We start from the raw sequence: 21,840 nt of genomic DNA, 5'->3' as shown, positions 1-21,840 counted from the left end.
AGTTAATGAGCACACTTAGATTCATTGCCAATGAAATAGAAAAATTAGCGCGATAACGCTGATGTTGAGACATTGATTTAGGTTGTGGTAACAATGATGAGCATCTCGCAACTACTTAGTTGCATCCGGAAAGAAGCCGACGGGCAGTATATTGCGAAATACGCGAACTTCACTCTCCGCAGTGTCTTTCAACCCATATATAAGAACGATATTTCCATCGTTGGCCTTGAAGCACTGGTAAGAATTAGCAATGCCAATGGCACCATGGTTAGGCCAGATCAGTTTTTCCAATCCAAAGCGACTCCCACTCAAGATTTGCTCAATGTTGAACGCTTAAGTCGCCTAATCCATATCAAAAATTTCTCTCAGTCTCGCTTTCACACAAAACAATTGTTTCTCAATGTATTACCGGTAGCGGCAGAGATACTAGTCAAAGACATCACTTATAACCGACTGCTAAAACAAACCATTTATGAATCGCATTTGATGAATGAACAAATCGTCATGGAGTTACTTGAATTGAAGGTGGAGGATGAACTCTCTTTGTCTCAAGCTGCTCGGGAGTTAAGTCTTGAAGGATTTAAATTAGCGATTGACGATTATGGCGTCAATGCATCGACAACTGAGCGAGTGAGAAGCGTTTGCCCAGATATAATCAAGATGGATCGCTCTTTATTGCTAAGGTATGAAAACGGTGATTTTAAAGCGCTTAACGATGCATTATCACTCGCAAAAGCGTTATGCTCTAAAACCGTTATCGAAGGAATTGAAACCGAGCATCAACTTCGCTTAATGAAAAAGCTCGGTTTCGATATGTATCAAGGGTACCTACTTGCTATCCCCCAAACGTTAGACGTCTATGAAGAGGCAAAAACAGCCTGACTATGTAAGAACAAAAGTTTGCGCGGTTTAGCGAGAGCTACGTGATTTACCACGATTCTTATGAATCGCCAATTTTGCTTTTAGCTTACGCTTCTCAGATGAACGACTACGACGACGCCCATTTTGTTCAGGCTCAACTTCTTCTACAAGACTTGGTTCGAAACCTGCCAGCCATTCTTGGGGTAAGCGTTGATCAAGCAGATTCTCGATAGCTTGCAACAAGTACTCCTCATCTCTACTCATCAGAGAAACCGCCAAACCTGACTTTCCAGCTCTTCCAGTGCGGCCAATTCGATGGACATAATCTTCTGCTTTGAATGGCATATCAAAGTTCACGACTTGTTCTAGCTCTTGAATATCTAACCCTCGTGCTGCCACATCGGTTGCAATCAAAGCACGTACCTTACCTTGTTTAAATTCATCCAAAGCTCTTTGGCGGGCACCCTGTGATTTATCACCGTTGATAGAAACCGCTTTGATGCCATCTAACTTGAGCTCTTTCGCTAACTCATCACTGCCTTGCTTCGTTTTTGTAAATACAAGCACTTGCTGCCAATTCCGCGAGCCAATTAAGTACGCTAGCAATTCACGTTTCCGTTTTTTATCCACTGGATAAACCATTTGTGTTACCGTTTCAGCAGTCGTATTTGCTGGTGAAACTTCGACTTCAACTGGCGATTCCATGAGTTTATACGCAATAGTTTTGATTCGCTTCTCAAATGTCGCAGAGAACAATAGGATCTGTTTCTCAGCAGGCAAACGTCGGAAGATGCGCTGCAAGTCAGGCCAAAATCCCATATCTAACATACGGTCGGCTTCGTCTAACACGAGCATACCGGTTTTAGAGATGTTTACGTTACCATTAAACAGGTGATCCAAAAGGCGGCCTGGCGTGGCAATCAAAATATCAGCACCCTCTTCTAACTTTCTCTTTTGTACGCCAATGCTTGTACCACCATAAACACACACGATGCGAAGTTCTGTTTCTGCCGAGTACTGATTCAAATTATCAAATACCTGCTGTGCAAGCTCGCGTGTTGGAACCAAAATCAATGCTTGAGGTGTGCCGTTAAGTTTCTTTTGCTGAACGGTTTGTATGATAGGTAAACCAAACGCAGCCGTTTTTCCCGTACCAGTTTGTGCAGCAGCAAGTAAGTTTTTTCCTGCAAGGACGTGTGGAATTGACTTTTCTTGCACTGGTGTTGGCGTCACGATATTTAGATTGCCTAGCGTCTCGATTAGCTTTTGTTCGATGCCTAAATCAGCAAAATTAACAGACATGTGTAACCTCATTATTTTTGGAGCGCAGAGTTTACCAGAGCCCCTAAAGCCATACTACTTTTCTATCTCATTGAGTTGAGTCATTAAGCTGTTGCTGAAAATCATACGACTGGCGCAAAACATCTCGATAAAGTGACGAGAACTTCTCTTCTAATTCGGTGTAATCACTTTCAATCACTTTAAATGTTGTGGTTAAGTCTGCCATTCTAGGGCTTCTTTGCGACATCCGATGTAGTGCAAATTCTATATTGTCTAGATCTTGATAGGATTGAAGCCATCGGCCATGCCACATTCTGCTGTGGAGCACCAAAAAACGTGGCGGCAAATGTTCATGAACCTCTCGGTTTACTCGCTCGTATGCCGTTTGGACAAAGTGTTCGAGAGGCACGGAATGAAAGTCGTTCCAGTGTTTTGCGAGGCAATGATCCCAAAACATATCCAAAGCGATAGGTGCAAAACGTCTCGCAATACCAGTGAAATGAGGCTTACATTCGTTGACGATTGGATGATGGTCAGTAATACGGTCAACAAATCTATGTAATCTGATGCCATTTGAGATATCGCGATCATACAGCTTGCTTGGATCTCCTTTTACGAAGTCTCCAAGCAAGTTTCCCAATAAATGGCTGTTACTGTGATCTGCGATATGCAGGTGGGCTAGAAAGTTCATTCGACGCCAGTTTTGGCCTCTAGGGCTTGGTGTGACATGAACCTAGTATAACGTCAATTACGACGAGATGAGAGTGTTCCGCTATTCGGCTTCGTTGTCTGAGCCAACGTATTCCGACAAGATAATGCCAATTTCAAGCGCATCTAGCAGCTCTAGGCTCTCATCGTTTTGGTATTGGTCGCTCATTGTGACCTCCTTTATTTTAAGCTCTCTTGCTTTTACTTGCTGACGGCCTGGCTCTTGCCATATCCACATCAGCAACTCCTTTTTATAGTCTTTATATGACACATTCATGACAGCGAGAAGTAAAGATTTAAAAACCTATGAGCATAATCAAAAGTAAACGATTGCAATTAGGTTTCATATCCACTTAACACTTTAGAGAAATGACTCTTTTATCAACATTCATGTCAATTTAAAGATATAACATACTGTTATAGGCGTCCTTAGATCTCATTTCTTAAACTAAATTTAGTATTCGTTACATATTTTGCTGATTAACTTCGCATATTTTGTTTCGATATAGCAATAGATTTGGTCAATATCTTTTATCTCTAATGGAGCTTTAAATGAGAGAAGTTGAGTTTAGAACGATAGACAGGCTGTTTATCAAGATGTCTATCAACGACAAAATGTGGGTTATATTCCTACTGTTTTTAGTAGCCCTCACTTCAGTGGCTGGAAGCCGCTACTTCAATGAAATACAACAATTTGAGCAGCAAGCCATCTCGGCGAGCGAAGCGAAGCTTTCTGGTATCGTTGATGCTCAATCAAACCGCGCTACAGAAATTGACGGCGTATCGAAATCGAACCGCGTAAGCGAGAGTTCTTTTGTCGATGGGTCTGTGACCGCTTATGCCAAGTTGCATTCTGGAGAAGTGATTAAGCTGACTCAAAATGTGTCCACACAATACGAATCGTTAAAATCATCAGCTCTATCGTCACTATTACTCAGCTTCTTATGGGTTATTCCTTTTGCCCTATTCTCTTACTGGGTGGCAACGTTTATCGGAGGAGCTCTGTGGGTTTTATATACAACAACCGAAAAAATTGGTGACGGTGACTTAACCTCTCGCCTTGGTTTCCATCCAGGTCGAGATGAATTCGGTACCATCGGCTGTGCGCTAGACAAGTCTATGGATACCTTAAGTGAACTGGTTAATAGTGTTAAAAATAATGCAACGATGTTGAGCGAGACATCTTCTGCATTCGAAAAAGATATGCAGTTGAGTGAAACCCAGATATCTCATCAATATCAAACGCTTGATTCAGTCGCGACGGCAATGGAAGAAATGACAGCCTCTGCAAAGGAGGTATCAAGTATTTCTCAACAAGCAACGACGCAGTCAGACCAAGATGCCCAGAAGATCGAACTAAGCAGAAGCCGTGTACAAAACGTGATTGGCGAGATAGAGACGTTATCTAGCTATATTGAACAAGCCTCTACGTCAGTAACCAATTTAAACGAGAATACGACGCAGATTAATGACGTGATCACAACGATTAACGCCATTTCAGAACAAACTAATCTGTTGGCACTAAACGCAGCAATCGAAGCAGCCCGTGCTGGTGAACAAGGTCGTGGATTTGCAGTGGTTGCCGATGAAGTACGTACATTAGCAAGCAGAACTCAACAGGCAACAGTAGAGATCCAAGCCATGATTGAGAAGCTTCAAATTGAGAGCCAGAACATTGCTTCAATCACCAACCGAACCGTTCAGCAAGCTCAAACCAGCAGCCACCTTATTGATGAAATCGGCCATGATGTTACCTCTATTGCCGAGTCAGCACGCTCATTAATGGACATGAGCATTCAGATTTCCACATCTGCTGAAGAACAAAGCGCAGTTGCTAACGATATTGCATCGGAACTTTCAGAAATTCGTAGTCAATCAAGCACAATCAGAGAAGTGGCGGAGCAATCTACCGCTGGCGTCGCTAATCTCACGCAAGCCTCCGTTTCTCTTGGTGAGATATTACAACGCTACCGCACCGCATAACATTGTGGAACTTATGATCAACAAGGGCTCCTTAAGGAGCCCTTTTCTTTAAACCGTGTTCAACTATTACCTTCGATATTTTCTACGACATCCAAGTGGATATTTGAAGTGAATCTCAAGTTCTCGCTGTACCGGATGAAATAATGTTCTTAAACAAAGCGTTCCGCTATGCTTGATCTTGCCAATTCCAATTTGCTGCTGGAAAACAATATGAATAATTACAAAGACACAAAAGACATAGAGAACCTGAATTGCCCACTCTGCCAAGGAGATGAATATCTCATTTCATCGGATGGCGAGAAATTCACATGCGCTGCTTGCGGATTTCATACAAAAAACTTCTCATCTATCCAATGTCTACATCAAACGCCTTACCTACAGTCTAAACTTAAGCACATCCACAGCTTGAGTCCGGTTTGCCATTAGTAGGTCAAACAGAGCAGCCACACAGCTGCTCTTTTAATTCATCTAAATGATGGATGCGAATTACACGCTCGTCATCAACAAGATTGATAGCTTCACCATTAAATAACTGTATCGTTTTGATACCGGCGTTTAGTCCCGCCTCAACTCCTTTAGGCGTGTCATCAATATAAAGACAGTCACTAGGTAAAAAGCCCATGCTCATAGCACTGTACATGATTAAATCGGGCTCAGGCTTCCAACTATTCGCATCGAATGCCGAGAACACTTTCCCTCGGAAAGCATCGAGTAAACCGGTTAACTCCAAAGCGTATTCAATTTTATCTTTAGGTCCATTAGACGCCACACAATATTCGATATTATGCGAATCCAAAAACTGAATTAATCGTTTTGCGCCATCCATTGGCTGTAAGTGACGCACAAAAAGAGACTGGACTTCTTCTCGGTATTGCGGCTCTAAAACATCAATTGGAACTTTGATATCTTTCAATTCTTTAGTATCTAAAAGGATGTCAGCGAGCTTTCCTCCTTTAAAGTGAGAAACGCACTCTTCCATCGTTAACTCAGCCCCATGCTGGTTAAATACATTGACGAGCGCTTGGCAACACAGTCTTTCGCTGTCGACCAACGTACCATCACAGTCAAATATCACGCACTTAATATTGGTAATTGCCATAGCCATCTCCAGACGTCTTAAAGGCTCAAGCCCAAGCTGATTTTAAGAATGTTTGGATTAATCTTATTTGAGTTTGGGATTGTTGAAACGACGAGCTTGGCATTTCATGGAAATAGAAGGGAGCAATTACAGTTTTTCTAAGCAAGATCACCCAACGTCATCTTGCTTTACTTTTTATGCACATTGATGTGTAAGTTAGTTTTCGATAACCACTGAGTCTAACAGTTTTTGCTCGGTGCTTAGTCTTTTAGCCAGATCAGCCACAAACGAGCTTTTGTATTTTGATTCAGAAACAGCAACATCAGAGATGAGTGTATTTCCTTCGAGATGGCTAACAATAGCAGCACCAATTGGGACTCCAGATTTAAAACCAACATATAATTCAAAATCTGGCGTGAGGATAATCTGTGTCAGATATTCAATGATCATATCTTTATCATACTGCTGTTCCCAGCGCTGAGATTGCAAGATAGAGAACATAATGGTCAGTCGATGAAAATCGACCAGAAAAATATCGTCGAGGTTAAATTCAGAGTCACTTTCCAGTAGTGTGTCTTTGTCGACTACTTGATACGTTGCTTTTTCTAGCGTTTTGAAATAGACATCGCGCCCTTTCAAACTCTCTGGTGTCGGAAATTCAACTTCGACCAGATCATACAGCCATGTATTTTTACGCTCGATACTGGCTAACTGTTGTTCATTCATCTTGATACCTTCGTTTAGAGCAGTACATTAGCATGAAGCCCGCAACAAACCTAGCGCACATAGACCTTTCCGTGGCTAAATTTTGTTTTAGGTGCAAACCTCTGATAGATTTCATCAATATCTTTCCTAGTTAAGGACAAAAATAATGAAAAAGATGCTGTTAAGTGCATTGCTTGCTACTACTCTAGTTGGTTGTTCAGATAACGATGTTGCTGACGTGGGGCTCGGTTGGTTTACTTTGAAAGACATCAAAGTCGGTGAGTTGAAAGACGAGGTGGTAACAGGTGTCACATGTCACATCGCCTCTATCGAAGCGGATTTCAGCTTAGCAGATCCAAGTGATAGCTCAATATCATGTCGTCAGACTGGCGAAATCACACCGGAAATGATTGCAAAAATAGATAAGAGTAAGTCCGGTGAAATTGTATTTAAGAAGTCAAAAAGCATTTTCTTCAAAACAATGAAGGTTCGCCGTATTTATGATGCCGATAACCAAACCTTACTCTACTTGTCTTATACAACAAAAGAGACCGATGGTAGTTTTAAACATAGCCTTTCGACAGTCCCACTTTGGGGTACCAAGGCTTACGTTGAGCCAACTGAAGTGAAAAAGTAACGCGGGTAAATTTAGTTAGCGCGGAGCAGGCTCTTTCCGGGCGCTGCTGAGCAACAAGTTTAAAAAACAACCCATTGCAATACGACAAGCGTCATAAATTGCAGCTGCTTTGGTTGCTATTTACTCAGCTCGCTGATTTTTTCAGCGAGCAGACTTCTTTGTAATAAATCGCCACGATTTTCATTTTTTTGTGATACAATCCCGCCTCTTTTTTTTCTCACTCAAGAACAAGCATGAAGTTTCCTGGTCAGCGTAAATCTAAACACTACTTCCCAACTCACGCTCGAGATCCATTAGTAAACCAAATCCGACAGGCACCTAAGCTATATCGCCCAACTATTGTTGGTGTCGGTCAAACCATTGTAGATATCGAAGCACGTGTAGATGACGCGTTTTTAGAGAAATACAACCTGAGTAAAGGACATTCGCTCGTTCTTGAAGAAAGCAAAGCAGATGCTCTTTACGAAGAACTGGTTGAGCAAGGCCTGATCACACACCAATACCCAGGTGACACGATTGGCAATACTCTTCACAACTACTCAGTTTTAGCCGATAGCAAATCCGTTTTGCTCGGTGTGATGTCTAAGAACATTCAAGTCGGTTCTTTTGCTTACCGCTACCTTTGCCGTACGTCTTCACGCATGAACCTTAACCATTTACAAACGGTAGATGGCCCTATTGGTCGCTGCTACACCCTAATTTCTCAAGACGGTGAGCGTACATTTGCTATCAACGAAGGTCATATGAATCAACTACTTCCGGAAAGCATTCCTGAAGAGATCTTTGAGAAAGCATCAGCCCTGGTTGTTTCTTCTTACCTAATGCGTGGTAAAGAAGAAGATCCAATGCCTAAAGCGGTACAAAGAGCGATCGACTTTGCTAAGAAGCACGATGTCCCTGTTGTACTTACGTTAGGGACAAAGTACGTTATCGAAGGTAACGCACAGTGGTGGCAAGAATACATTCGCGAAAACATTTCTGTTGTCGCTATGAATGAAGAAGAAGGTGCGGCGCTAACAGGTGAAACAGAGCCGCTAGCTGCTGCTGATAAAGCACTTGAATGGGTTGATCTCGTACTGTGTACGGCAGGACCAAATGGTCTGTACATGGCTGGTTACACCGACGAGAAAGTAAAACGAGAAACCACACACGACATCCTTGAAAGCTCCCTCGAAGCCTTTAACCAGTACGAGTTTAGTCGTGCGATGCGTAAAGAAGACTGTCAAAACCCAATGAAGGTCTACTCTCACATCGGCCCTTACCTTGGTGGACCACTAGAGATTAAGAACACTAACGGTGCAGGTGATGCAGCCCTTTCAGCCTTACTGCATGACATGGCAGCAAACTCTTTCCACCAAAAAGAAGTGCCTAACTCAGAAAAGCACGAAGTACGATGCTTAACCTACTCCTCGCTTTCTCAGATCTGTAAATACGCAAACCGAGTAAGCTATGAAGTGTTGACGCAGCACTCTCCTCGCCTATCGCGAGCGCTTCCTGAACGAGAAGATAGCTTAGAAGAGACTTATTGGGATCGTTAAAACGACAGCTTTAAAGCTAAAAATATATCAAGGTCACCATTTGGTGGCCTTTTTGTTTTTATCTAGCACTATAACGAGTAGATTTCGTTAGTATGTCGCACAATACGAAGCAGTAAACTCTTTACAAGCCTAACCGAAACAGTACCATCACCAAGCAGACCTTTGCCTCACAATAATACTCGTTATAACTTAGGTAGTTTTTCAACGCTACCTGAGTGCCACTTTGGGGATTCTCCATGCAGTCAGATATCGAAATTTGCCGAAACACACCACTTTCTTCTATTGATGTTATCGCGGAAAAAGTAGGACTATCACCCGAAGAGTATGACACTCACGGGAAGCACAAAGCCAAAGTCCACCCAAAATGTTTGGAACGACTCAAAGCAAATGATGACGGTAAACTTGTACTCGTCACTGCGATCACGCCGACTCCTCTTGGCGAAGGAAAAACCGTTACGACGATAGGCCTGGCGCAAGGTTTAGCAAAGCTTAATCAATCTGTTATTGCATGTATAAGGCAACCTTCGATGGGACCCGTCTTCGGTATTAAAGGTGGCGCAGCGGGCGGCGGTTATTCTCAAGTAGCTCCAATGGAAGAGTTAAACTTACACCTTACTGGTGACATTCACGCAGTGACAGCGGCGCACAACCTTGCTTCAGCCGCTCTTGACGCTCGCTTGTTCCATGAACAACGCGAGGGTTATGATGCCTTTGAATCACGCACCGGGTTAAGAGCACTTAAAATCGACACGGCAAGTATTACTTGGAAACGAGTGATGGACCATAATGATCGTGCACTACGTAAAGTCAAAATTGGCCTCAATGATGCAGGAAAAACCATCAATGGTTTCGAGCGTGACGAAGGGTTCGATATTTCAGCGGCTTCCGAGTTGATGGCTATCATTGCACTAGCCAAAGATTTAAAAGATTTACGCCAATGTATCGGGAAAATTGTCGTAGCGTACGATTTGAACGGAAACCCCGTCACTACGGAAGATCTACAAGTTGCAGGAGCAATGGCAGTAACACTAAAGGAGGCGATTGCACCGACACTGATGCAAACTCTAGAAGGTGTTCCTACGTTGATCCATGCAGGTCCATTTGCAAACATCGCCCATGGAAATTCATCCATTATCGCGGACGATATTGCGCTAAAACTGTCAGGTTACACGGTAACTGAAGCCGGTTTTGGTTCGGATATGGGATTTGAGAAAGCGTGTAACATTAAAGCTGCTGCCGCCAACAAAGCCCCGGACTGTGTAGTGATCGTAGCAACATTACGCGGCCTCAAAGCGAATTCTGGACACTACGATTTACGGCCAGGTATGGCTATTCCAGATTCCATTTTTAATCCGGACCAAGCAGCATTGGAGGCTGGGTTTGAAAATTTAAAATGGCACATAAATAACGTTCATAAATACGGTTTACCTGCTGTCGTTGCCATTAACCAGTTTCCACAAGATTGTGTGAAAGAGCTTAAAGCTCTTGAAGAGCTGATTCACCAATTTAATCCCGAAGTTAAAGTAGCCATCAGCACCGCTTTTTCGCAAGGCGGACAAGGCGCAACGGAACTAGCTCAACATGTTATTGATGCGTGTACCACGCCTGTAGAGTTTTGTCCGTTATACAACAAAGAGCAATCATTACTCGAAAAGCTCATGGCAGTATGTGAAGCGGGCTATGGAGCAACCAATATAGAAATGACTCCTATCGCGACTGAACAGCTCAAACATTTTGAGCAATTAGGCTTTAACAACTTAGCGGTTTGCATCGCGAAGACACCACTATCTATAACCACGGACTCCGCAGTCAAAGGGGCACCAACTGGTTTTACCGTCCCAATCCGCGAGCTGCGCTTGTGTGCGGGCGCAGGATTCGTTTATGCATTATCTGGTACCGTGATGACGATGCCAGGCTTACCTGATAAACCCGCATTTATGAACTTAGATCTTGATGATGAAGGAAATATCGTCGGTCTCTCTTAGTGCAGTGATAACGTATCGCTATCAGTGAAGTGAGCATATTCATTGAGTGAGTGGTCTACTTACCTATCCACTCACTCTCAACAACTGTGAAAAGAGTTGTCTCAGGCCTTCTACTCTTGAATTGTTGATACAAAGCTCTCCTGCCTTACATCAACGCGCCTGTTTTAGACCTTTAGAGTTAAGACGCTAACCCTAAGCCTTGTTTAGCCATAGTTATTAAGCTAGAAAACCCTATTTATCTTCTTGTTTTGTCGCCACTTTACATTGTAAATCCATACTTGTTGACTTCTCCTTTCTACAATTTTGCGCCAATTTGATGCACGGGCTATTTAGCGCTTCACTAATATGGTGCAGTTGTCTTACAGTGAAATTTTAACCTCCTTGATTTTTAAGGAGATATTCTATGGCTCGATTCTTGTAGTAGACTTTTCACTAATAAGCACATTAGCACATGCTTTTCAAAACCTCTGCGTTGCATACCACCTCCTTCAGGTTAGCACCGTTTTGATGCATGTCAGAAAAGGGAAAGGGAATACTATGGAAGACGCACTCGCCGTAATTTTAGCAGGAGGGATGGGGTCTAGACTCAGCCCACTCACCGATGACAGAACCAAGCCAGCCGTACCTTTTGGCGGAAAATATAGAATTATAGATTTCACACTAACCAATTGTTTACATTCGGGTTTACGCAAGATCCTTGTTTTAACCCAATATAAATCTCATTCACTTCAAAAACACTTACGAGACGGCTGGTCGATATTCAATCCAGAGCTAGGCGAGTACATTACTGCTGTTCCACCACAAATGCGCAAAGGTGGTGCATGGTATGAAGGAACCGCCGATGCGATTTATCACAACATGTGGTTGCTATCGCGAAATGATGCAAAGTATGTGGTTGTGTTATCCGGCGATCATATCTACCGAATGGACTACGCCGCAATGCTTGAAGAGCATAAAGAGAAAGGTGCTAAGCTCACCGTTGCCTGTATGGATGTTCCCGTAGAGGATGCTTCAGCATTCGGTGTAATGGGCACCGCAGAAAACGGGCTCGTTACTTCGTTTATAGAGAAACCTGAAACCCCTCCTACCCTTCCTGGAAGCGCGACCAGAAGCCTCGTTTCTATGGGAATATATATCTTTGATATGGATGTTTTGAAAGAAGCGCTTGAAGAAGACTCAAAACTCGATTCATCAAGCCATGACTTCGGAAAAGACATCATACCTAAGCTGATTGATACCGAATCCGTTTACGCCTATCAATTCTGTGGCAGTAAAGGGCGCGTCGATAAAGATTGCTATTGGCGCGACGTGGGTACCATTGATTCCTTCTATGAAGCGAATATGGATCTACTAGAACCTGTGCCGCCAATGAACCTTTATCAGTCCAATTGGGCGATTCGTACTTACGAGCCGCAGTTTCCACCAGCTCGTACTGTATCGTCGGCCACGGGTAATGAAGGCATTTTTATTAACTCCATCATTGCTACCGGTGTCATCAATTCCGGAGGCTCAGTACAGCACTCCATAATCTCCTCTAACGTACGCATTCAAGATAGTGCAACGGTAGTCGATTCCATCATTTTTGATGACGTAGAAGTCGGTGAAGGAAGTCAGTTGGTAAACTGCATAGTTGATAAACATGTTCGTATTCCGCCACATACTCAAATTGGCATCAACAAACTTGAAGATGCGAAGCGATTTAAAATCTCAGACAAAGGTATTGTCGTCATACCCGAAAGTTACCAATTCGATTAAACGACAAACTATCACAACAAAAAAGCGCACGATAATCATCGTGCGCTTTTGTTTAAGTGCCTGTAAACATTAGGCTATAACAAATAATCCATAATAATTAGATGTTACATACCGTTGACCAGCTACCATCTGTACCCGGTTCAGCCGCTGTCCACCAGTTCGCTTGGTAAACCACACCGTTGTGGATGATCTTATCACCTTGGTTAGCGTGGCTTGGATTACCTGCCCAATCCGTTTGTGGCAGAGCTGGGTATGTCACTAAACCCGTCGTATCACACGTACCTGGTTCAGTGGTACCACCACCCGTGCCCGCATTGAGATCACCAATTGGTAGAGCTGGCTGTTCAAACTTAAACGCAAACTCTTTACCACCAGAAATCACTGAGTAGTTAGCCGGACCAGAGATTGGTAGATAGTAAACCATATCAAGCTCGTAAGTGCCGCCCGCTGGCAAGTCTTTCCATGCTGGTAGAGAGAACGACACACGGTGCATTACGCCATCTAAGCCACCAATGTTGTTTGCTCGAGTATGTCCAGAAGCAATCACTTTCAAACCACCACCTGATTGGTCTTTCGCGTTGTCCGGCGCAGATACTGGGATATCGAATTGGAATTCAGTACCGCCAGGGATCGCTTGACCAGTGTTGTTCGTAAACGTGATTTTCGGGTTAATTGGGTAGTTTTGGTCGCCAACTTTGAAGCCGCCAACACTAACAGTAATGTCTACTGCTTCAGTTGGTGTTGGACCAGTCGCTACTTTGTTACCGTAAGGCGTCGCAGACTTAAACTTGTCGTAGATAGCTTTGGTCATAGTGTTACCCATGTGGTATTCACCATTACCCGCCGCACAAGCTTGTTCAGTGGCATCTACTGCCGTACGATTACCATTTGCATCCAGTACGTAACAGTTGTAGTCACCTGCTAGTTCCCAGAACATGATACCGCCGATCTCTTTATCGATAACGTAATCGGCTTTCACCTCGATAGAAGCTTTATCTTCCGTAGATAGGAATACGCTCTTCTCTGCGTTCCACAGCCAAGGTGCCACAGCAACGCTATCGTAATGACGAGTATAAGTACCAACAAACTTATCTGAAGGATCGTTGACAGGGTCAAGACCGTAAGCAGCTGCGTAAGAGCCCCAAATACCGCTTTCTAGGTTCTTAGCATGCCACATTGGGTTAGAACCAGCGCCCATTTCGTTTCCTTTAGGGTCGGTATCATGCCACATGTTGTCGATACCAATAGCGCCGTGACCACAGTTGTTCTTCTCACCTTCACCTGTGCCCGGTTGGCACTCTGCTTGGTTTGGTAGTGCCGCTCGGCCCCAAAGGCCATTTTCGCCACCAGTAACACCTTGCCAACCACGGGTGTAGTAAGGAACACCAATGTTGATACGACCTGCTGGCATAGAACCACGGAAGTAATGGTAAGCCCAGTCTGTGTTCAAGTAACCGATACCACCGTATGCAGCAGTACCGTATACGTTCCACTGCGCTAGCTCCGAGTCTTTACCTGTATCGAATAAAGCCGCGTTATGACCAACGTGATCATTCCAAGCCCCATGCAAGTCGTAAGACATGATGTTTACGTAGTCTAGGTACTTAGTTACATCGAAGGTTTCCATCCCACGTAGCAAGTAACCTGAAGATGGTGCTGCGATAGTCAGCATATAATGAATACCATCTTGTGCGGATGCCGCATCAAGTTTCTCACGCAATACTTTCATCAGCTCTTGGTAAGACGCCCATAAATACTGACGACGTGGTTCCATGAAGTCTTTGTCGTAAGGGTTACCAGCACCAGCCATTGACGTCGGGTATTCATAGTCGATATCCAGGCCATCGAACTTGTACTGACGCATCATTTCAACGGCAGAAGTTGCGAACTTCTCAATACCAGCATGATTAATAGAACCGTCCGCATTCGTCGTCATGGTGTAGAAGCCACCATCAGCTACACGATCGCCGTTCGTATCGAAGTGACCGCCCGTTTCAGCCCAACCACCAATCGAGATTAGCGTTTTAACATCATGTTTTTGCTTGTAAGTTGCTAGTGCACCAAAATGACCTTTAAAACCAAGAGCAGGATCTACCTCAACGCCTGGCCAAGTTTTACCTGTAGCAGGGTTGTTAGGATCATTAACGTCGCCAACGTTTACTTTGCCGTCAGAACCAATGCTCACAAACGCGTAGTTAATGTGAGTAAGTTGTTCCCAAGGAATGTCTTTAACAAGGTAAGTCGATTGTGGGTCGTCACCTGCTCGCCAACTGGTGAAGTAGCCGATTACACGACGTGGGTGATCAGCCCCCATTTTCTCACGGCCTTCTTCGTCATAAATAGAACAGTAAGGAACATCTACACCCGTTGTTTGATAAAGACCATCAGGACGACAATTAGATGTCACTGCGCCGCCGTTTACCGTTAACGTCGCAAGTGCAGAATCTGCTGTTGCTCCAGCATCATCGGTAGCTCTCGCATAAACACTTAATGAGCCAGCTTGTGAAGGGGTTACATCCAGCGTGTATGGCGCTGCTGTAGCAGTGCCAGCAAGTACACCTGCAACATAAAAATCAACTTTAGAAACGGTACCATCCGCATCCGTAGCATTTGCAGTCAGTGTGACGGAACCACCCAGGTCAATAGAGGTCGCAGAAAGCGCGACATCCACTGTCGGCGCTTCGTTACCAGGTTGCGCTGATGCCACAGTTAACGTCACAACACTTGCCGTACTAACGGCACCTGCATCGTCATAGGCCTTGGTAGAGAACTCGTGCTGTCCTTCAGTTGCTGTCCACGATGCAGCATACGGCGCAGACGTTGCCTGACCAACTAATATACCATCAACAAAGAACTCTACTTTGCTAACAGTCCCATCAGTATCTGCCGCATCTGCAGCTAGGTTAACAACATCACCCGCAGTCACAGAAGCCGACGCAGAAGGCGATGTCAGAGTAACCGTCGGGACTTCATTCTGAGGTGGATCAACCGGTCCAGCGCCATCACAAGCGCCAAGTGTTTCCCACTCGCCCCACTCACCAGATTGCGCTGGATTGTTGTTTTGCGTCCAGTAACGCGCTTTATAAGCATTACCTTCATGCTGAACTTGGTCGCCACCGTTATAAACTTTTGATGATTGCCAAGTTTCTAGAGGGGCACAGTCAACTGCTGCGTAGCTATTGAAGGCCATAAGACAAGAAGCGGTGAGTGTGCTTAGTGTGAACACGTTTTTCACTGCGTTGCCGTTTTTAAGGTGCATAATCGCTCTTCCTTAAGTTATTGTTAAAACAATACTAAATGCGCTAAACGAAGCGCATCTATACTTTTATTTCGACGTAAAATAACTTAAGTACAAGTTGGTGATTTCACACTATCTATTTACGAGTTTTCCACACCGCCTCGCAACAATCCACTAAATGATTGCAACAACGTACCTATTATTTGGCACCAGTAACTAATTTTATAACTCAAATAAATATGTCACTCGCAAATTAATAAAAAAGGTAAAAAAAGTCGCCATTTTGAAATAAAGATCACTAAGCCTTTGTTGACCTTGGCGTTTCATTAAAATGCCGCTTGTACTCGCGACTAAACTGTGATGGGCTCGTGTACCCGACCATTCTCGCTGCATCATTAACACGTCGCCCCTCTAACTGGATCAATTCGCGCGCTTTGTTAAGTCGAACTTTCTTAATATATTGCAGCGGAGATTCAAGCGTGACATTGCGAAATGCTTGATGGAAAGCAGACACACTCATGTTGGCTTCTTCAGCCAATGCTTGTACGTTCAACTGTTCATGATACGCTTGATGTACACGATTTAGTGCTTTAGCGACCCTCGCGTAAGAACCTTCTTGATGTGCTAGGTCAAATAAAACATACCCCTCTTTGCTCACCAAAGTACGATACACAATTTCCTCAAGAAGCAGCTCGCCAAGCATGATGACATCAAGCTCGTTACACATTGCTTTCATTAACCGCTTGCACGCATCCAACATACCTTCATTCATACGTACCGACTTAAGGCCGCAACGGGTTGCATCCAGACACTTATTACTGAATTTCTCAGCCTCTAATTTTTTAACGAGTTTATGAAGAAGCGTTGGCGAAATATCTATCGAAATGCCAAGTAAAGGCTCATTGTTTGTCGCAAACGCTTCGCACTCTAGTGGCATGGGAACCCCGACAACAAGGTAATCTTCGGGCCCATATTGCACTGGTGTATCACCAATATGAATATTCTTATGCCCTTGACCCAATACGATGATGCCGGACTGATAGACAAACGGCTGGCGATGATTCCCTTTGCTACTGCGATAAAACCATACGCCATCTATCGCTGTTTTCTTCATACCTTCTAGGTCATGCAGCCCCTGCTTTTCAACATATTGCTGCATGATATCTGCGAGAGTGTGCATTAGAGCGCTCCATCAATGACCAACGAGTTTGGTCTCTATTATCGTTTCGAGCACTATACTTCCTCTCGACATTAACTTTCTAGCTCAAGAGCATTAATTTTGTAGAAATAGGCAAATTATTTGCAGAAATCGACCTGTTAACGATCGTTAATCAGGACTAATATGCATGTATTCAATCTCCTTCACTGGAAGCAAGAGGGCTAATAATGAACTTTTCTTATGTAAACCCAACCAAGATTTTCTTTGGTCAAAAACAAATCGCTGCAATCAAAGAAGCTATCCCATCCGACCAAAAAGTTTTAGTGGTATACGGTGGTGGCTCCATCAAAAAAAATGGCGTGTACGACCAAGTAGCAGAAGCTCTTGAGGCACATGAATGGCTAGAGTTTTCAGGTGTTGAACCAAACCCAACCAAAGAAACACTCGATAAAGCAGTCGCAATGGTAAAAGAGCATGGCGTTGACTTTATTTTAGCGGTAGGTGGTGGTTCAGTCATCGATGGCTCCAAATACGTAGCAGCGGCATCAAAGTATGATGGTGATGGTTGGGATATCATGATTGGTAAGCACCAAGTCACTGAAGCGACGCCTCTAGCTGCAATTTTGACATTGCCAGCAACAGGCTCAGAGTCAAACATGGGCGCAGTTATCACTAAAAAAGAAACTCAAGACAAACTTCCGTTCATGTCTCCAGCAGTGCAGCCAAAATTTGCCGTGTTAGACCCAGATGTAATGAAAACACTGCCAGAACGCCAGCTTATCAACGGCATTGTTGACGCATGGGTGCACGTATGTGAGCAATACTTGACGCTTCCTACCGGTGCAATGGTTCAAGATGGTTACGCAGAAACACTGCTGAAAACTTTAAAAACACTCGGAGAACAGTTTGCGGAACGAGACGACGATATGTGGCGCGCAAACTTAATGTGGTCTGCTAACCAAGCATTGAATGGGTTAATTGGTAGTGGCGTTCCACAAGACTGGGCGACACATATGATCGGCCATGAATTAACGGCTCTATGGGGCGTTGATCATGCGCGTTCTCTTGCAATTGTCCAACCGTCGTTACTTCGTAACCAAATGCAGTTTAAGCGCCCTAAGTTAGAACAAATGGGTCGCAACGTATTTGGTCTTGAAGCAGGTGAGGATTTAGCAGAGCGCACAATCGAATCTATCGAAGCGTTTTATCATCAACTTGATGTCGCAACTAAGCTCGAAAACTATGGTGAGAGCCGTGAACAAGCTATCGATGCCATCATTGATCAACTAAACAAACACGGCATGACTGTTTTAGGTGAAAACCAGGCGATCACACTTGAACGTAGCCGAGAAATCTTAGAGTTAGCTGTCTCATAACTGCAACAATTCTTCACTGCCCTTCCTAGGGTTTAACGGTATTGTGACTTAACAGTCACAATACCGTTTTTTTATGCTATTTTGTAAGCCACATCACGTTCAAAACGAGGAGGCTTCTAAAAACAACGATTCCCTCCAGACAAAAAATCGGCCGTGTTGGTTAGTAAAGAGACAACTGTCCAGCTTTACACAAATAAAAATAATTGAGATCAAAGAACGAGTTAACTCGTTAATTAAGTTTTGATTTGTTGTAGTGATGTACTACATAATTTTGTCTGTTCGAGAAAACACTTTATGTGGCTAGTTGTTGTCGTATTAGCATTCATACATATCATCAGTATCCGTAAAGGCTCTAAATGGCTCTTTTACGTTTCTAAACCATTACCAGTGCTCTGTATGCTTGGTATTTTAATTCAGTCCCCGGCTTACCCAATGCCATATGCGCATTGGATTTTGATTGGCTTATCGCTCTCGTTGCTTGGTGACGTGTTATTAATGCTCCCTAGAGACAAGTTCATTACAGGATTAGTGCTCTTTTGCTCTGCCCATCTCTCCTATAGTTATGGTTTTGCCATCATGTCAGCGTGGCATTTTACACCTTGGCTCCCAATTGCCTTGTTCGGACTCGGTATATGCGTCTACTGGTTGTTCCGACCGGATCTCGGTAAAGAAAAACGGCCAGTTGCTAGTTATATATTGGTACTGATGACTATGTGCTGGGCTTCGATCGAGTATTATTTGAGTGGGAAAACACAATCCTCCTCTTTTGCAGTGCTCGGAAGCTTTATCTTTATTATCTCTGGCATCGTATTGGCTTTCGAACGCTTTGGAGGACGGTCAATATTTTCACGACAAGTTGTCATGGTGACCTACTATTCTGCACAGACACTAATGGTTATGTCTGTTGTTGCGATTGTTGTTCGTTATCCGTATCTCGTTGAACTGAGTTAGTCATACTCTAGACTGCACCAACATTAAAGAAACATGGATGTATCTTGTAATCGATCTGAATAGAGTCTTAAAATCATCGCCTAAACATTAGCTTATTCTTAATGAAATTATGCGCACAACTTGCTATTGTAAAAGGATATTTTTCCGTTATAGCGTGCCCCTTTGAAAGAGAATACTCCCGTCGTTGAGTTTAGCGACGTAAACAAGTGGTATGGCGATTACCACGCTCTAAAAGACATCAACTTCTCCGTGCATTCTGGCGAGATCGTCGTGGTGTGTGGCCCTTCAGGTTCCGGAAAATCAACGCTCATTCGTTGCATCAATCATCTTGAATCGATTCAAGAAGGCCAACTTCATGTGTTCGACCAGCCTTCTCATGCAAAATCCCTTAAGCCCGGCAAAATCGGCATGGTGTTCCAGCACTTCCACCTTTTTCCTCATTTAACTGTACTGGAAAACCTTACCTTAGCGCCGATTCGCACACTCAAATTGTCAAAACAAGAAGCTGAAAAACGCGCACGGCATTACCTCAAGCGCGTCAATATTGAAGAACAAGCGAGCAAATACCCCATCCAGCTTTCCGGCGGTCAGCAGCAGCGCGTCGCGATTGCCCGTTCCTTATGTATGGAACCGGACTTACTCCTTTTTGACGAACCGACTTCGGCGCTTGACCCGGAAATGATCAACGAAGTGTTGGATGTCATGGTTGAACTGGCTCAAAGTGGAATGACGATGATTTGCGTCACGCACGAAATGGGATTTGCCAAAAAAGTAGCGAACCGCGTGGTATTTATGGATGAAGGCCAAATCGTGGAAATGAACTCACCGATCGCCTTATTTGAAACACCACAGCATCCACGAACCCAAGCATTTTTGAACCAAATTTTAAGTTACTGATGATAGTTCGCGTAATCAAACCCGTCCTTCAAGCTTTGCTGCAAATGATGCTCCTCTTCATCGCGATTGTGTGGGTGTTGGACTCTGGTGCCGCTGCTATGGGCTATCAATGGCAGTGGGAACGCGTACCTGATTACATCGCTTTTTATGAAGATGGGGAATGGTGGCCAGCAGAACTTATCGATGGGTTATTGGTCACGCTAAACATCTCGGGTATTAGTCTATTCTTCACCTTAGTGTTGGGGTTGGTCACCGCGTTACTAAGGCTTAGCGATTCGAAAGTCGGCAATGTTATTGGCACCACTTATGTCGAGGTAATACGCAACACGCCGTTGTTGGTGCAAATCTATTTGCTCTACTTCGTGTTTGGCCCCGTGATTGGTTTGGACCGATTCAGTACCGCCGTTTTGGCATTGTCCCTTTTCCAAGGTGCTTACACTGCAGAAATATTCCGCGCAGGTTTAAACAGTATTCCTAAAGGGCAATTCGAAGCAGCACAAACACTCGGGTTATCACCGTTTTACACTTACAAAGACGTAATTTTGCCCCAGGTTTTACAGCGCACATTACAGCCATTGACCAATGAAGTGGTTTCTTTGATCAAAAACTCTTCCATTGTAAGCGTGATGGCGATTTTTGATTTAACAACACAGGCACGCAACATCGTCTCAGAGACGGCGATGCCGTTCGAAATTTGGTTTACCGTGGCAGCAATTTATCTTGCTCTCACTCTGTCACTTTCTGGCTTGTCTGCATGGCTAGAACACAAACTCGGAGCCAGTTGGCGCAAATTATAAGGAGATAACATGAAGTTATTCAAAGCGACCATTACTGCATTATTAGGGCTAGCCATAGCTATGCCTACAATCGCGAAAGAAGATGTCGCCACACCCAATGTAGATCAAATCAAAGAACGAGGAACTTTGCGCGTTGGTATGTCAACATTTGTACCTTGGGCAATGCGTAACAAGCAAGGTGAGTTAATCGGTTTTGAAATCGATGTTGCCAAACGCTTAGCACAAGATTCAGGTTTGAAAGTGGAATTCGTACCGACTGCGTGGGATGGCATTATTCCCGCACTACTGGCGAAAAAGTTCGACGTGATCATTGGTGGCATGTCTGTTACGCCTGAACGTTCCAAAAGCGTCTTGTTTACTGCGCCCTACTCGCACTCAGGCGTTCAAGTAGCAGCAAACAAAGAACTCGCCTCTGGTTTTAGCGAATTTTCGGATTTTGACTCACGACGCGTAAAAATTGCGGCTCGTCGCGGCGCATTCACCGTTCAAGTAGCCAGAGAAACCTTCCCGAAAGCGAAGATCCTGCAATTTGATGACGACGCGCAAGCGTTCCAAGAGGTGCTGAATGGTAACGCCCACGCGGTCATTGCTTCTAGCCCAAAACCAGAACATGAGACAGTGAAACACAGCGACAAACTATTCCTTCCATTCTCTGAGCGACTATCACAAGGTAACGAAGCCTTTGCAGTTCGCTTGGGGGAAGAGGATAAAAAGGCCTTTTTCAATAAATGGATTGAAGCAAGAACCCAAGATGGATGGTTAAAACAACGTTATGAATACTGGTTCTCGACATTAGATTGGCAAGATCAAGTCGCGCAAGGCCAGTAATCTAAATGGCTCGTGGACGCCGCGAGCCTATACTCTCCAATCATCCATTTTACTTTTCCATAA

Annotated in this window: 18 protein-coding genes; 11 read left to right on the top strand and 7 right to left on the bottom strand. The window is 44.0% G+C overall.

The annotated features are described in order from the left end of the window. Positions 1-93: 93 nt before the first annotated feature. Positions 94-882 (top strand): EAL domain-containing protein, encoded by a 789-nt coding sequence (locus R7Q46_RS17310; RefSeq protein WP_042520834.1) that lies wholly within the window; start codon positions 94-96, stop codon positions 880-882. 27 nt (positions 883-909) lie between these two features. Here the strand turns inward: R7Q46_RS17310 and R7Q46_RS17305 are convergent, their stop codons facing one another. From R7Q46_RS17305 to R7Q46_RS17295, 3 genes are all read right to left on the bottom strand, one after another. Beyond that, positions 910-2,163, bottom strand: coding sequence for a DEAD/DEAH box helicase (locus R7Q46_RS17305; RefSeq protein WP_031781393.1), 1,254 nt, complete (start codon positions 2,161-2,163; stop codon positions 910-912). 67 nt (positions 2,164-2,230) lie between these two features. Next, positions 2,231-2,833: an ACP phosphodiesterase gene (locus R7Q46_RS17300; RefSeq protein WP_085569047.1), complete on the bottom strand. Its 603-nt coding sequence runs from the start codon at positions 2,831-2,833 to the stop codon at positions 2,231-2,233. An 81-nt stretch (positions 2,834-2,914) separates the two neighbouring features. Next, positions 2,915-3,088, bottom strand: a complete 174-nt coding sequence (locus R7Q46_RS17295) for a hypothetical protein (protein WP_017820948.1) — start codon at positions 3,086-3,088, stop codon at positions 2,915-2,917. A gap of 314 nt (positions 3,089-3,402) precedes the next feature. Between R7Q46_RS17295 and R7Q46_RS17290 the strand changes: the two genes are divergently transcribed. Beyond that, on the top strand, positions 3,403-4,833 hold the full coding sequence (locus R7Q46_RS17290; protein WP_213871101.1) for a methyl-accepting chemotaxis protein: 1,431 nt from the start codon (positions 3,403-3,405) through the stop codon (positions 4,831-4,833). Between the two features lie 430 nt (positions 4,834-5,263). On the opposite strand, the gene R7Q46_RS17285 is transcribed toward R7Q46_RS17290, so the two are convergent. Then, positions 5,264-5,932 carry an HAD-IA family hydrolase gene (locus R7Q46_RS17285; RefSeq protein ID WP_017820949.1) on the bottom strand — a complete coding sequence of 223 codons (669 nt, stop codon included), beginning with the start codon at positions 5,930-5,932 and terminating at the stop codon, positions 5,264-5,266. 195 nt (positions 5,933-6,127) lie between these two features. Further along, positions 6,128-6,637, bottom strand: coding sequence for a flavodoxin (locus R7Q46_RS17280; RefSeq protein ID WP_213965241.1), 510 nt, complete (start codon positions 6,635-6,637; stop codon positions 6,128-6,130). Between the two features lie 145 nt (positions 6,638-6,782). On the opposite strand from R7Q46_RS17280, the gene R7Q46_RS17275 reads away from it, so the two are divergent. The 4 genes from R7Q46_RS17275 (at position 6,783) to glgC (ending at position 12,531) form a co-directional block, all read left to right on the top strand. Further along, a complete protein-coding gene (locus tag R7Q46_RS17275; RefSeq protein WP_005397614.1) occupies positions 6,783-7,253 on the top strand; it encodes a CreA family protein in 471 nt (156 codons plus the stop codon). 233 nt (positions 7,254-7,486) lie between these two features. Beyond that, positions 7,487-8,791, top strand: coding sequence for an inosine/guanosine kinase (locus tag R7Q46_RS17270; RefSeq protein WP_005376376.1), 1,305 nt, complete (start codon positions 7,487-7,489; stop codon positions 8,789-8,791). A 236-nt stretch (positions 8,792-9,027) separates the two neighbouring features. After that, complete coding sequence (locus R7Q46_RS17265; RefSeq protein WP_318077655.1) at positions 9,028-10,776, top strand: formate--tetrahydrofolate ligase; 1,749 nt, start codon at positions 9,028-9,030, stop codon at positions 10,774-10,776. A gap of 537 nt (positions 10,777-11,313) precedes the next feature. Next, on the top strand, positions 11,314-12,531 hold the full coding sequence (glgC, locus tag R7Q46_RS17260; protein ID WP_033906540.1) for a glucose-1-phosphate adenylyltransferase: 1,218 nt from the start codon (positions 11,314-11,316) through the stop codon (positions 12,529-12,531). Between the two features lie 97 nt (positions 12,532-12,628). On the opposite strand, the gene R7Q46_RS17255 is transcribed toward glgC, so the two are convergent. Both R7Q46_RS17255 and R7Q46_RS17250 read right to left on the bottom strand, forming a co-directional pair. After that, a complete protein-coding gene (locus tag R7Q46_RS17255) occupies positions 12,629-15,790 on the bottom strand; it encodes a chitinase C-terminal domain-containing protein (RefSeq protein WP_262689115.1) in 3,162 nt (1,053 codons plus the stop codon). Positions 15,791-16,067: 277 nt separating this feature from the next. Beyond that, positions 16,068-16,949 carry an AraC family transcriptional regulator gene (locus tag R7Q46_RS17250; protein ID WP_005386077.1) on the bottom strand — a complete coding sequence of 294 codons (882 nt, stop codon included), beginning with the start codon at positions 16,947-16,949 and terminating at the stop codon, positions 16,068-16,070. 206 nt (positions 16,950-17,155) lie between these two features. On the opposite strand from R7Q46_RS17250, the gene R7Q46_RS17245 reads away from it, so the two are divergent. From R7Q46_RS17245 to R7Q46_RS17225, 5 genes are all read left to right on the top strand, one after another. After that, entirely contained in the window at positions 17,156-18,304 is a 1,149-nt protein-coding gene (locus tag R7Q46_RS17245; protein WP_047103556.1) for an iron-containing alcohol dehydrogenase, read from the top strand. Positions 18,305-18,598: 294 nt separating this feature from the next. Then, positions 18,599-19,255 carry a lysoplasmalogenase gene (locus tag R7Q46_RS17240; protein ID WP_005376394.1) on the top strand — a complete coding sequence of 219 codons (657 nt, stop codon included), beginning with the start codon at positions 18,599-18,601 and terminating at the stop codon, positions 19,253-19,255. Between the two features lie 162 nt (positions 19,256-19,417). After that, on the top strand, positions 19,418-20,152 hold the full coding sequence (locus tag R7Q46_RS17235; protein ID WP_151515608.1) for an amino acid ABC transporter ATP-binding protein: 735 nt from the start codon (positions 19,418-19,420) through the stop codon (positions 20,150-20,152). Next, positions 20,152-20,949 (top strand): amino acid ABC transporter permease, encoded by a 798-nt coding sequence (locus R7Q46_RS17230; protein ID WP_318077654.1) that lies wholly within the window; start codon positions 20,152-20,154, stop codon positions 20,947-20,949. Before R7Q46_RS17235 ends, R7Q46_RS17230 begins: the two co-directional genes overlap by 1 nt. 9 nt (positions 20,950-20,958) lie before the next feature. Then, positions 20,959-21,777 (top strand): transporter substrate-binding domain-containing protein, encoded by an 819-nt coding sequence (locus R7Q46_RS17225; protein ID WP_206954118.1) that lies wholly within the window; start codon positions 20,959-20,961, stop codon positions 21,775-21,777. Positions 21,778-21,840: the final 63 nt, after the last annotated feature.

This window comes from Vibrio sp. 811, from assembly GCF_033339195.1.
The sequence above is the reverse complement of the archived record's forward strand: the minus strand, read 5'-3'. Positions and strand labels throughout refer to the sequence as shown.